Origin of the sequence: Halovalidus salilacus (assembly GCF_031852275.1) — an archaeon.
GTDB lineage: Archaea > Halobacteriota > Halobacteria > Halobacteriales > Natrialbaceae > Halovalidus > Halovalidus salilacus.
Genome location: NZ_CP134700.1, coordinates 2,610,533 through 2,622,619, shown reverse-complemented (window position 1 = coordinate 2,622,619; position 12,087 = coordinate 2,610,533). Strand labels below are relative to the sequence as shown.

The following is a 12,087-nucleotide window of genomic DNA, read 5'->3' as shown; positions in this document are numbered from 1 at the left end:
CAAGCATGACAGACGACATTCGACTCTGCCGAACGTTCCAGACCGCACCGGCCGCCGTCCCGAAAGACGACACGGCGAAGTACCTCCGCTCCGGCCTCGAGGCCGAGGGCTTCCAGGCCCCCGACTGGCTCGTCCCCGACATGGAAGACGGGACGGCCCCCGACATGAAAGACCAGGGCCTCGAGAACACGATCGACCTCGTGCCCCAGTACGACTTCCCGGGCGAGATCTGGCCCCGCGTCGAGTGGAGCTACGAGGACGAGACGTTCCGCGACCGCGGTCGCGAACAGATCGATCGCCTCGTCGCCGAAATCGGCGACGAGATCGACGGCGTCGTCGTTCCGAAGGTCGGCCGCCTGGACGACGTGAAGCGCGCCGCCGAGGCGGTCGCCGAGGCGGAGGCCGAACACGGCCGCCCCGACGGCTCCATCGGCCTCTCGATCATCGTCGAGACCGGCCGCGCCCGTTCGGACCTCCGGGACATCGCGAAGTTCGGCGAGGACTCCCGACTCACCGCGCTCGTCTTCGGCCCGGTCGACTACGCCGCCGAACTCGGCGCTCGCGACCTCGGCGACGGGCGGCCGCGCTGGGACGGCCTCCTCGAGCGCCTCTCGAACGAGGCCAGCGCCGCCGGCCTGCTCTCGATCGGCGGCCCGTTCGACGACCTGTTCAAAGAGCGCGCCGGCCTCACCTACTACAACGCCGACGCGTACGCCGACCAGGTCGAACACGAGGCCCATCTGGGGCTCGACGGCTCCTGGTCGCTGTACCCCAAGCAGACGATCCAGGCCAACACCGTCCACATGCCGACGCCGGAGGAGCTCGAGCGCGACGTGAGCAAGATCGAGCGGTTCAACGAGGCCAAGCGCGAGGGCACCGGCGCGGTCACCCTCGACGGTCAGATGGTCGACGAGGCGACGTTCAAGGTGTTTCGCAACACCATCCTCCAGGTCCGGGCGATCGACGAGACCCGCCCCGCCCAGACCGAGGAGTACTACGACGAGGACCTGCTCGAGCGCGCACGCACCCTCGAGCTCTCGTACCGGTAAGGTCCGTTCGCCGTTCCGCGGACGTCGGAGGTGGCGTCCGTCCGCTTCTCGCGTTCGTTCTCGAGACTTTCGGTTCCACGGCTGACGGGCGGCCGACGGGGGACGAATCGGGCGCTGGAACCGCTTACGATGGAAAACAATTACTAAGGGCCCCATCTGAGTACTGGGTATCGAATGTTTGTCGATTGCCGTCCGATGCAGCCAGGTGACGCCCCATGACGGGGGGGTCGACCGAAGCGGTCGATCGCGTCCGGTCCGTGGTCACGCGCAACCGATTGCGAGTGGTCTTCGCCGTCGTGATCCTCGTCTCGGCCGCCATGGTCGCGGGCGCGTCCGACCAGGAGATCTCGACCGCCTCCGAGGAGGACGTTCCCCGCGCCGAATCCAGCGACGGGCACACGGTCGTAACCGAGTCGGGACGAGCGGGAACGATCACGGCCTACGACCCCGACGGTGAGGTGCTCTACTACAACAACTCGCGGACGAAGTACTTCGACGTCGATCCCACCGAGGACGACCCGATGACCGTCGAGTACACGGCGTCGGACACGATCCACTCCGAGGGGCCGACGTGTAGCGATCCACCGTGTACGAGGAACGTCATCGAGCGCGCGAACCTCACGACCGGCGAGGTCGAAGTGCTCTACGAACGCTACGACTACAAGGAGATCGCCGCTGAGTGGCACGACGCCGATCGCATCGACGATGAGCGCTTCGTCGTGGCGGACATCGCCGCCGACCAGGTGTTCATCGTGAACACCGAGACGGAGGTCGTCGAGTGGCTCTGGGACGCCCAGAGCGACTTCCCCGTCGAGGAGGGCGGCCCGTACCCCGAAGACTGGGCCCACATCAACGACGTCGAGTACATCGAGGAGGGCGAGATGGAGGGGACCATCATGGCGAGCCTCCGGAACCAGGACCAGGTCGTCTTCCTCGACGAGGAAGAGGGACTGATCGAAGACTGGACGCTCGGCAGCGAGGACGACTACGACGTCCAGTACGAACAGCACAACCCCGACTACATTCCGGAGTCCGAGGGCGGCCCCGCGATCGTGAGCGCCGACTCCGAGAACGGTCGCGTCCAGGAGTTCCAGCGCGAGGACGGCGAGTGGAACCGCAGCTGGGAGTGGTCCGACGACCAGATGCAGTGGCCCCGCGACGCCGACCGACTGCCGAACGGGAACACCCTGATCACCGACACCCACGGTAACCGCGTCGTGGAGGTGAACCCCGAGGGCGAAGTCGAGTGGGAGGCCGAGTCGACGCTCCCCTACGAGGCCGAGCGTCTCGAGTCGGGTGACGAGAGCGAGGGCGGACAGAGCGCGGCCGAACTCGGCCTCGAGTCTCGGACCCCCGCCGAGGATGGTGGCGACGGCGGCGACGGCGAGAGCGGGCTCCTGTCCGCGTTCGATCCCCTCGACTACCTCGGCGGACTCGTCGAGTCGATCCTTCCGGACCGGATCTACAACGGACTGCTGTTCGCGACGCCCGTCTGGATGGGATCGTCGGAGTTCGCGGCGATCGGCGTCGCGCTGCTGACCGGCCTGGCTTGGGTCGGCACCGAGGTGCGGTGGCAGCTCAGGGACGCCGGCGTCCGATTCAGGCTCCCGTTCTACCGAAAGGAGAACTGATCGGCGTCGGCCGCCCCCGACTCCTGACGGGGCGACGCGCGATTCACCCGCCCGACTATTTTCGACGCGGCGACGGCCGCCGGCGGATCAGGGGACGAGCATGATTAAAAGACGAGCAGGTAGTCTCCGAGCAGGTAGAGGCCCGCGAGGATCGATTGGAACGAGAGCGAGCCGACCGCCGAGAGGACGACGAATTTCCGGGCGTTCATCTCGGAGAGACCGGCCGGGACGGTGAGCAGCCCCCGGACGAACAGCATGGTGTTGCTCACGGGGACGGCGATCGGCCCCCAGCGGTCGAACCAGCCGTCGAAGCGCTCGAGTCGATCCTCGGTGAGGGGGAACCACCGCTTCCGGATGACGTACTCGCGCCCGGCCTTGCGAACGAGCGCGAACAGGAAGAGCTGTCCGGCAGTCGTCCCCACGACCGCGATGGCGACGATGGCGACGATATCGGGGACCGTGGACCCGATCAACGCCAGGGCGGTCGGAACGACGAGTTCGCTCGGCATGAACCGGAGCATCATCGCCCCCTCGAGGACGCAGATTCCCAACAACACCGCGAACGCGAACTCCGACGCCAGCATCGACTCGAGCCAGGTGGGCGTCTCGTCCAGTTGCAACGGCAGCATTGGCTACCACTATTCCGCCGTTCCCGTAAGTGTTATCCATCGTCGATAGTTGTGCTCGTCGTCACGTCTCTCGATTGCCCGAGATGATAAAGGATTTTTATATATTTTACCGACAGGTTCGGTGGGCCGACCACGGTCGGCCGCGAGGGACCGCAACGTTTGACTGGGTATCACCCGAACGGAGGCCAATGGAACCGGAGCGAGCACTCTTCCTGACGGTGGCGTTCGCCACCCACGCCGCGGTCGGGTACGCGCTCGTGCGGGGATTTACGGACGCCGATCCTCGTCTCGGTGCCGTCGTCGGGGTCGCGCCGGACGCTGACTTCCTCTTTCCGGCTGCGTGGGGGTGGCCGTTCGTCCACCGCGGAATCACGCACGCGCCCCTCGTCGCGGCGCTCGTCGTCCTCGGCGTAGCCGCGGTCCGTCGGAACGGAACCCGATCGATCGCGTCGGCGATCGGCCTGGCGCTCGGTTCGCACCTCGCAATCGACTCCCTCTCCCCCAAGGGGATCCCGTTGGCGTTTCCGCTCGAGGCGACGTGGAGTCCGGGGCTGTCGGTTCACGGTCCGACGGCGACCGTCCTGTTGCTCTCGTTCGCGGGCGCCGTCCTGGTGTGGCGAACGGACGGCCCGATCACCTGATCGCCCGGACGCCGAGGGCGGAGACGGCGATCCCGCCCGCGAGGGTTGGGAGCCAGTAGATCGCAACCCGGAAAATGAGGACCGCGGCGGTGATCGCGGAGGCCGGAACGCCGGTGGTCGTCGGAACGAGCAGCGTCACGAACGCGGCCTCGATTCCGCCGAGGCCGCCGGGGAGCGGCGCCGCGCCGGCGAGGTTCGCCAGCGGAATCACGAAGATGGCGACGTGGAGGGGGACGCCGTAGCCGAGCGCGGCGAAGGCGGCCATCAGCGCCGCCGCCTGGAAGAGCCACCCGAGCAGCGAGAGGCCGATCACGATCGTGAGTCGCCACCGGTCGGTCGCGACGACCTCGATGTTCTCGAAGAAGCGCTCCAGCCGGTTCGCGATGTCCGCCTCGAGCGTGTCCGACTGGAGGCGTTCGATCCCCAGGCGCCCGATTCGCGGCGCGACGATCTCGGGGAGTCGATCGATGATCGCGTTCCTGTATCGCCAGATGATCGCTATGACGAGGACGATGGCGGCGATCACGACCACCGCCGACGTCACGGCCGTCTCGAGACGCCCCTCCACGGCGGTGGTGGTCGCGTAGTAGGCGACGCCGACGAGGATCAGCGATATCGAGGGGACGACGTTGGAGACGTCGACGGTCGCGATGCCGACGAGGCCGGTCTCGTATCGCGAGCCGGACACCTTGGAGATGAGCAGCGCGGCGACCGGCTCGCCGCCCGCCTGCCCGAACGGGGTAACGTTGTTGGCGAAGACGGCGCCCGCGTAGACGAGAAACGAGGTGGCGATCGACACTTCCACCTCGAGCGACGCGAGGACGGTTCGCAGCATCAGGCTCCACGAGAGCAGCCAACCGAGTCCGAGGAGGATCGTGACGGCGACCAGCGAGGGCTCGGCGGAGAGTACCGAATCGATGACGCGTCGCGTGCCGACGACGAAAAAGAGGACCGCGAAGACGACGATCGTTCCGAGGGACCCGAGGATGAACGCGCGCCGCGTTCGATCGTTCATGTCTCCACTGGACCCTCATCCGACTTGAAACGTCTGATCCGCGCCGAAGCCGACCCGCTCGACCTTCGCCGCCGATCGGCCCTCGTTCAATCGTTTTATTGGGGTGGGGGTGAAGTCACCGACTAATGGACAGATCACGACCGTCGAACGTCCTCTTCGTGGTTCTCGATACGGTACGGAAAGATCGCCTGGGTCCGTACGGGTACGAGCGCGAGACGACGCCGACGCTGTCTGCGTTCGCCGAGGAGGCCACCGTCTTCGAATCCGCAGTTGCGCCCGCTCCGTGGACCCTCCCGGTGCACGCGTCGGTGTTCACCGGACTCTACCCGAGCCAGCACGGAGCGGACCAGGGCAGTCCGTACCTCGACGACGCCGTCACGCTCGCCTCGAGCCTGTCGACCGCCGGATACGACACGGCCTGTTACTCCTCGAACGCCTGGATCACCCCCTACACGGGGCTGACTGAGGGCTTCGACGAGCAGGACTCGTTCTTCGAGGTCCTCCCGGGCGACGTCCTCTCGGGGCCGCTCGCGGGCGCTTGGCAGGCCGTCAACGACAACGACTACCTCCGCGAACTGGCGTCGAAACTCGTCAGGCTGGGGGCGATGGCCCACGCCAAACTCGCCAGCGGCGAGGGGGCCGACTCGAAGACGCCGTCGGTTATCGACCGCACGAGGGGCTTCATCGACGGCAGCGAGAGCGACGAGGGCTGGTTCGCGTTCGTCAACCTGATGGACGCCCACCTGCCCTACTACCCGCCCGAGGAGTACCGCGAGGAGTTCGCTCCCGGCGTCGACCCCGACGACGTCTGCCAGAACTCCAAGGAGTACAACTCCGGCGCGCGAGAGATCGACGACGACGAGTGGGGGGCGATCCGCGGCCTCTACGACGCCGAAATCGCCCACATGGACGCCGAAATCGGCCGACTGTTCGCCTGGCTGCGCGAGACCGGCCGCTGGGACGACACCGCCGTCGTCGTGACGGCCGACCACGGCGAACTCCACGGCGAACACGACCTCTACGGCCACGAGTTCGCTCTCTACGATCAGTTGATCAACGTGCCGGTGCTGGTGAAACACCCCGACCTCGAGCCCGGGCGACGCGATGACCTCGTCGAGTTGATCGACTGCTACCACACCGTCCTCGACGCCCTCGAGGTCGATCCCGGGGAGTTCGCCGACGACGCGAGCGGGGGCGACGGCACGAGCGTCGTCCCCTTCGACCGGACGCGATCGTTGCTCTCGAGCGAGTACCGCGCGTTCGAACGGTCCGAGGCGCCCGATCCCGGCCAGCGCGCCGTCCTCGAGGGGATCGACGACGAACCGGCTGCGAACGATTCGGGTGAAATCGACGCTCGTACCGACGTCGGTGACGACGCCGGCGACGGCGAGCGCCGCGGCGAGGGGTACGCGTTCGTCGAGTACGCCCAGCCGGTGATCGAACTCCACCACCTGGAGCAGAAGGCGAGCGAGGCGGGGATCGACCTCCCGGACGATCACCGGGCGTACGCTCGACTGCGCGCCGCGAGGAGTACCGACGCGAAGTACGTCCGCGCCGACCGCATCCCCGACGAAGGGTACCGACTCGACGAAGACCCGGGCGAGACGTCCCCGGTCGACCCGGCCGACGACGAGGTCGTCGCCGCGGCCGAACGGGCGCTCGCGCGATTTGAGGACGCGGCCGGCGGAGCGTGGACGGATCCGAGCGACGCTCCGGCCGACGACGGGGACGCGCTGTCGGAGGCGGACGAGGAGACCCGCGAGCGACTGCGCGAACTCGGTTACCTCGAATAGCCCGACGCCCGCCGCCCGCCGCGTTCGCGGTCGGTCGATGGCGGACGCTCGACGGTGAGGGGGATCCTTCGGCCGGTTGAAGAGACTTTCCGGGAACCAATAAGAATACGTAGACCCAATCGAAAGGTAGCGCTAACCGATGCAGAACCAGCGTTTCCTCGAGTCTGAGTGGGACTACTGTCTGGTGCTCGACGCGTGCCGGTACGACGTGTTCAGCGACGTGTACGACGAGTACCTCGACGGAACGCTGGAAAAACGCCGGAGCGTCGGCTCGTCGACGCCGGAGTGGGCCTACCGCACGTTCACCGGCGAACACGACATCGCGTACTTCTCCGGGAACCCCTTCATCAACGACCTCGGGATCCCGCTGAACGAGCTCAAGTGGGGCGCCAGCTGCGACTACGAGTGGTCGGCGTCGGACCACATCAGCGACGTCCACGACGTCTGGAAGTTCGGCTGGGACGACGACCTCGGAACCGTCCCCCCGGAGAGCCTCGAGGAGGCGTTCTACGACCATCAGGGGGCCGTCGAGCGCGCCGAGCGCACGGTGCTCCACTACATGCAGCCACACGCACCCTACCTCTCGCGGGGCAAGGGCCAGAAGCTCAAGCAGATACAGAAGGGGATCCGCGAACAGGGTGAAGGTGCCGACGGCGGCGCGCTCGCCTCGATCGGCGATTCGATCCGACCGAAGGTCGAGAGCGCCCTCGAGGGCGTCGAACTCGCCCAGAAGGCCGGCCTCTGGTTGGAACTCGACCCGACGGACCTGGTCAAAAACGGCACGCGCGAGGCGGCCCTCGCGCTGTACGAGGAGAACCTCCGGATCGCCCTCGAGGCCGTCGCCGATCTGGTGCCGGAACTCGACGGTCGCGTCGTCGTGACCGCCGACCACGGGGAGGCTTTCGGCGAGGAGGGCGTCTGGGAGCACCACATCGAGACGCACATCCCCCCGCTCGTGGAGGTGCCGTGGCTCGAGGTCAGGTGACGGCGCGACGGACGGGAGCGTGCGCGAACGAATCACCACACGTCGGTCGACGCGGAGGCGTCGACCGTCTCCCGGCCGCCGACGCGTTCGACGCGTCGGTCTCGGCGGGGGCGAACGACGCGATCGCGGGGAGATCGGAATGGAAATCAGCCACTACTTCGAGTTCGAACGGTACGTGACCGGCGGAATCCGGCGGTCGGTCGCCCACCAGCGGAAGATGCTCGACCGACTCGGCCTCGCGTACACGACCGAGCCGTCGCTCGAGGCGGACGTGTTCCACTGCAACCTCATGGGGCCGCGGTCCGCGTGGTACGCCCGACGCGCTCGGTCTCGCGGGGTTCCCGTCGTGGCCCACACCCACGTCACCGCCGAGGACTTCGGCGACAGCTTCCGATTCACGAACGCCCTCTCGAAACCCCTGCGGCCGTACCTCGAGCGGGTCTACGGGCTCGCCGACGCGCTGATCTGTCCCTCCGAGTACAACCGCCGGCTGATCGAGACGTACGCGGACGCGCCGACGACGGTCGTCTCGAACGGCGTCGACCGCGAGCGCCTCGAGGGGTTCGAGGCGCTCGATACCGAGTACCGCGAGCGCTACGACCTCGACCCGCCCACGGTCTTCCTGGTCGGGCACGTCATCAAGCGCAAGGGGCTCGAGACGTTCGTGGAGACGGCCCGTCGGATGCCCGACGTCGACTTCGCCTGGTTCGGCCCGCTCGACCGGCGGCTGAAGGGTCGGGAGACGAAGGCGCTGATCGACGGGTCGCCGGACAACTGCACGTTCACCGGCTACGTCGACGACGTCAGGGGCGCCTACGCCGTCGGAGACGTGTTCTTCTTCCCGACGCACGAGGAGAACGAGGGCATCGCGCTGCTCGAGGCGATGAGCGCGGGTGCGCCGGTCGTCGTCCGCGACATCGAGACGTTCTCGTGGCTCGACGACGACGAGGACTGTGTGAAGGTCGACGGGTCGGGCCCCGACGCGTTCGTCGAGGCCCTCGAGCGGCTGGTCGACGACCCGCAGTTGCGCGAGCGACTGGGAGCGAACGCCGCCCGCCGTAGCGAGGCGTTCTCGCTCGAGCGGGTCGCACGGCGATACCGCTCGCTGTACGACGAGGTGGTCGCATGAAGATCGGATTCTTTACGGACAGCTACTTCCCCGAGATCGACGGCGTAACGTACACGATCAAGCTCTGGCGCGAGGAACTGGAGGCGAAAGGCCACGAGGTGCACGTCGTCTACCCCGACGGCGACTACGAACCTGGCGAGCGCGAGCACCCCGTTCGGTCGCTCCCGAACCCGTTCTACGCGGGCTACCGGATCCCGACGTTCAGGCGGCCCTCGACGCTGCCGGACTTCGACGTCGTCCACTGTCACGGGCCGGCCCCGGTCGGGCTCCTCGGGCGCTACTACGCCTGGAAGCACGACCTGCCGACCATTTACACCCACCACACGCCCCTCGAGGAGTACTTCCACCAGAACGTCAAGTCGAGGCGGATCGCGGCCGCGCTCGGGGCGGTGTACGTCCCGTGCGAGAACGCCTTCCTCCGTAGTTTCGACGTCGTGACCGCCTCGACCGGCCGGATCGACCGGAACGTCGAACACGTCCAGTTGCCGGTGGGGATCGACACGGCGTTCTTCGGGCCGACCGAGGAGGAGTGGTACCCCGACCGGACGGTGATCGGCTACAGCGGCAGACTCAGCATGGAGAAGAACGTCAGCGAGATCCTCCGACTCGCCGAGGCCCTCCCGGAGTACGACTTCGTGATCGTCGGCGAGGGCCCCTACCGCGACAGCCTCGAGCGGAACGCGCCCGAGAACGTCGAGCTACGGGACTTCCTCCCCCGCGAGGAGTTGCCGGTCTTCTACTCCTCGATCGACGCCTTCGTGACGGCCTCGACCGCCGACACCCTCGGCCTCTCGACGCTCGAGGCCAACGCCTGCGGGACCCCCATCGCGGCGTCGGACGTCCCGCCGTTCGACCGGACGATCGGGCCGGAGAACGGCGAACGGTTCGAGTACGGCGACCTCGACGCGATGGTCGAGGCGGTCGAGTCCTGCCTCCGGGGGGACCGAGACACCAGGGCGGCCATCGATCGGTACGACGTGCGCCTCACCCTCGAGAACCTGGAGCACCTCTACGAGTCGGTCAGCGAGTCGGTCGACGAACTGACGTCGGACGTCGACTCGGAGTACGGATGGGGCGCCTCGGACACCGAGGACTGATCCCCCGGCGGAGCGCTTCTCGGTCCGGCGCTCGATCGTTCGTCGTCCACCGTTTCGACGTTGGACGCCCCGTTTACCGCGTTTCGTTCTCGCCCCCTCGCCTCACCGCCACCGCGTGGTCACCACCGGCATCGGCGCCGTCCGCAGGACGCGTTCCGTGAAACTGCCGAGCAGGCGCTGATCGATGCCGGTTCGGCCGTGGGTCCCCATCGCGATCAGGTCGACGCCGTGTTCGGCCGCGTACGATCGGATCTCGGCCGGGACTGATCCCGACCGGACCGCGGTGACGACGTCGTCGACGCCGGCCGCTCGCGCGGCCGCCTCGGCGTCCTCGAGGACGTCGCCGGCCGCGCTCTCGAGGCGATCGGGTACCCCTTCGTCGTCGGATTCCGCTCCGTCGACGCCGACGAGTCCGAGGACCGCGTCGTCGACCACCGTCAGGAGGTGAACCGACGCGCCGTGTCGCGTCGCGAACGCCGTTCCGAGGTCGAGGGCGGCCCGGGCGTGGTCGCTCCCGTCGGTCGGGACGAGGACCGACCGGTAGGGGTAGTTCGCGGTCGCGTCGTCGCCCGATCTGACGGTCAGTACCGGCATCGGGCTCGCGTTGACGACGCGCTCCGCGACGCTCCCCAGGACGTAGCCCTCGATGCCCCGCCGACCGTGGGTTCCCATCGCGACGAGGTCGATCGCGTTCGATCCCGCGTAGTCGACGATGGCGGACGCCGGTTCGCCCTGGACGACGTCGTCCACGATCGGAACGTCGGGAGCCCGCTCGTCGGCGCGATCTCGGGCCCGCGACAGTTCCTCCGCTCCCTCCTCCTCGAGGACGTCGACGACCTCGACGCCGAGTCGAACCTGACTCGGTTCGTTCGTGTCCGCGACGTACAGGAGGACGACGGTCGCGCCCAGGTCGTCGGCGATCTCGAGGGCGTGGTCGAGCGCCGCCCGAGCGGGATCGCTCCCGTCGACCGGAACGAGAATTCGATCGATCATACGCCACCGGTTCGCGTTCCATCACATAATGTGTGTGGTCGAACCGGTCGCTCGGGTCGCACACATTGGTAACCCATAGTTACAGTACAAACCGATGATATTATTATCGATGTCACAAAAGGAATACCAACGGACGACGGTGGGGATTTGAACGCTCGGATCGGTACCGTTTCGGACCGCGTCAGCCGCCGCGACGGCCGAATCGTACCGAGCAGTCACGGATACCGCCGCCGCGTCCGCCCAGACTCAACGTATGCCACTCCTCATCGTCGCTACGGTCACCGCGCTGGTCGCCCTCGCCGGCCTCGCGGTGACGTGTACGGTTTGTATCGATCGAGAACAGCTTCGAGACGCCCCGGACGTACTCGATACCCGATTTTTCGACGTCGGCCCGTACCTCTGCGCTGCGGGTCTGTTCTTCTTCCTGAAGCGACTCACGCACGAAGAGAGCGTTCGACTGTCGAAGTCGATCGGCTGGGACATCACGGCCCGGATCTACGACCTCGAGGGGTTGTTCGTCGCCGGCCTCCAGGACGTCCTGCCCGGGGTGCTCTATCCGGTCCTGTCGGCGTTTTACATGTTCGGCTTCCCCTACTTGCTCGTCGCCGCGCCGGTCCTCTACTTCCTCACCCCGACGTTGGGGTCGTTGAAGGAACTCCTCGTGGCCTACCTCCTGAACTACGTCGTCGGCTCGATCTGTTACACCCTGTTTATCGCCTACGGGCCGCGGGTGCACGTAAGCGAGCACGTCGACGGGATGATGTACGACCTGTATCCGGAGACCCAGGAGCTGACGTCGGCCGTCTCGTCGAACACGGACGTCTTCCCGTCGTTGCACACCTCGCTCTCCGTGGTCGTCCTGCTGTTCGCGTGGCAGACACGCCGCGAGCAGCCGAGATGGTTCACGGTCGCCTCCGTCGTCACGGCGAGCGTCGTCCTCTCGACGATGGCGCTCGGGATTCACTGGCTGACCGACGTTGTCGCCGGGGTCCTGCTCGCAGTCGGAAGCGTCGTCGTCGCACGGCGGCTGGTTTCGACCGTCGACGGCGAGCCGACGCCCCCGTCCGAATCGATCGAGGGCGCGCCGAACGAGCAGCCGTCGATCAGGTCGGACGACTAACCGGT

At 67.3% G+C, this 12,087-nt stretch carries 11 protein-coding genes; 8 read left to right on the top strand and 3 right to left on the bottom strand.

The window, feature by feature from the left end:
* The first annotated feature begins 5 nt into the window (after positions 1-5).
* Positions 6-1,049: an L-malyl-CoA/beta-methylmalyl-CoA lyase gene (gene citE, locus RJT68_RS12950; protein WP_407036974.1), complete on the top strand. Its 1,044-nt coding sequence runs from the start codon at positions 6-8 to the stop codon at positions 1,047-1,049.
* Positions 1,050-1,264: 215 nt separating this feature from the next.
* On the top strand, positions 1,265-2,680 hold the full coding sequence (locus RJT68_RS12945; protein WP_407036973.1) for an aryl-sulfate sulfotransferase: 1,416 nt from the start codon (positions 1,265-1,267) through the stop codon (positions 2,678-2,680).
* A 104-nt stretch (positions 2,681-2,784) separates the two neighbouring features.
* Here RJT68_RS12945 and RJT68_RS12940 read toward each other — a convergent pair whose 3' ends face one another.
* On the bottom strand, positions 2,785-3,309 hold the full coding sequence (locus tag RJT68_RS12940) for a DedA family protein (RefSeq protein ID WP_407036972.1): 525 nt from the start codon (positions 3,307-3,309) through the stop codon (positions 2,785-2,787).
* A 188-nt stretch (positions 3,310-3,497) separates the two neighbouring features.
* On the opposite strand from RJT68_RS12940, the gene RJT68_RS12935 reads away from it, so the two are divergent.
* Entirely contained in the window at positions 3,498-3,950 is a 453-nt protein-coding gene (locus tag RJT68_RS12935; protein ID WP_407036971.1) for a metal-dependent hydrolase, read from the top strand.
* Here RJT68_RS12935 and RJT68_RS12930 read toward each other — a convergent pair.
* Positions 3,943-4,965: a lysylphosphatidylglycerol synthase transmembrane domain-containing protein gene (locus RJT68_RS12930; protein ID WP_407036970.1), complete on the bottom strand. Its 1,023-nt coding sequence runs from the start codon at positions 4,963-4,965 to the stop codon at positions 3,943-3,945. The genes RJT68_RS12935 and RJT68_RS12930 overlap by 8 nt on opposite strands.
* A 125-nt stretch (positions 4,966-5,090) precedes the next feature.
* Here RJT68_RS12930 and RJT68_RS12925 point away from each other — a divergent pair, with 125 nt between their 5' ends.
* The 4 genes from RJT68_RS12925 (at position 5,091) to RJT68_RS12910 (ending at position 9,969) form a co-directional block, all read left to right on the top strand.
* The gene (locus tag RJT68_RS12925; protein ID WP_407036969.1) at positions 5,091-6,758 is read left to right on the top strand and encodes a sulfatase; all 1,668 of its coding nucleotides are present in this window, start codon (positions 5,091-5,093) and stop codon (positions 6,756-6,758) included.
* Positions 6,759-6,897: 139 nt separating this feature from the next.
* Complete coding sequence (locus tag RJT68_RS12920; RefSeq protein ID WP_407036968.1) at positions 6,898-7,743, top strand: hypothetical protein; 846 nt, start codon at positions 6,898-6,900, stop codon at positions 7,741-7,743.
* A 139-nt stretch (positions 7,744-7,882) separates the two neighbouring features.
* Positions 7,883-8,872, top strand: a complete 990-nt coding sequence (locus RJT68_RS12915) for a glycosyltransferase family 4 protein (protein WP_407036967.1) — start codon at positions 7,883-7,885, stop codon at positions 8,870-8,872.
* Positions 8,869-9,969 (top strand): glycosyltransferase, encoded by a 1,101-nt coding sequence (locus RJT68_RS12910; RefSeq protein ID WP_407036966.1) that lies wholly within the window; start codon positions 8,869-8,871, stop codon positions 9,967-9,969. Before RJT68_RS12915 ends, RJT68_RS12910 begins: the two co-directional genes overlap by 4 nt.
* A gap of 102 nt (positions 9,970-10,071) precedes the next feature.
* Here the strand turns inward: RJT68_RS12910 and RJT68_RS12905 are convergent, their stop codons facing one another.
* Entirely contained in the window at positions 10,072-10,962 is an 891-nt protein-coding gene (locus RJT68_RS12905; RefSeq protein WP_407036965.1) for a universal stress protein, read from the bottom strand.
* A gap of 253 nt (positions 10,963-11,215) precedes the next feature.
* On the opposite strand from RJT68_RS12905, the gene RJT68_RS12900 reads away from it, so the two are divergent.
* Positions 11,216-12,082: a phosphatase PAP2 family protein gene (locus RJT68_RS12900; protein ID WP_407036964.1), complete on the top strand. Its 867-nt coding sequence runs from the start codon at positions 11,216-11,218 to the stop codon at positions 12,080-12,082.
* The last annotated feature ends 5 nt before the right edge of the window (positions 12,083-12,087 follow it).

Excerpts from the sequence above, each read along its gene's own strand:
- citE (WP_407036974.1), top strand. The coding sequence starts at position 6 with ATGACAGACGACATTCGACTCTGCCGAACGTTCCAGACCGCACCGGCC.
- RJT68_RS12945 (WP_407036973.1), top strand. The coding sequence starts at position 1,265 with ATGACGGGGGGGTCGACCGAAGCGGTCGATCGCGTCCGGTCCGTGGTC.
- RJT68_RS12940 (WP_407036972.1), bottom strand. The coding sequence starts at position 3,309 with ATGCTGCCGTTGCAACTGGACGAGACGCCCACCTGGCTCGAGTCGATG.
- RJT68_RS12935 (WP_407036971.1), top strand. The coding sequence starts at position 3,498 with ATGGAACCGGAGCGAGCACTCTTCCTGACGGTGGCGTTCGCCACCCAC.
- RJT68_RS12930 (WP_407036970.1), bottom strand. The coding sequence starts at position 4,965 with ATGAACGATCGAACGCGGCGCGCGTTCATCCTCGGGTCCCTCGGAACG.
- RJT68_RS12925 (WP_407036969.1), top strand. The coding sequence starts at position 5,091 with ATGGACAGATCACGACCGTCGAACGTCCTCTTCGTGGTTCTCGATACG.
- RJT68_RS12920 (WP_407036968.1), top strand. The coding sequence starts at position 6,898 with ATGCAGAACCAGCGTTTCCTCGAGTCTGAGTGGGACTACTGTCTGGTG.
- RJT68_RS12915 (WP_407036967.1), top strand. The coding sequence starts at position 7,883 with ATGGAAATCAGCCACTACTTCGAGTTCGAACGGTACGTGACCGGCGGA.
- RJT68_RS12910 (WP_407036966.1), top strand. The coding sequence starts at position 8,869 with ATGAAGATCGGATTCTTTACGGACAGCTACTTCCCCGAGATCGACGGC.
- RJT68_RS12905 (WP_407036965.1), bottom strand. The coding sequence starts at position 10,962 with ATGATCGATCGAATTCTCGTTCCGGTCGACGGGAGCGATCCCGCTCGG.
- RJT68_RS12900 (WP_407036964.1), top strand. The coding sequence starts at position 11,216 with ATGCCACTCCTCATCGTCGCTACGGTCACCGCGCTGGTCGCCCTCGCC.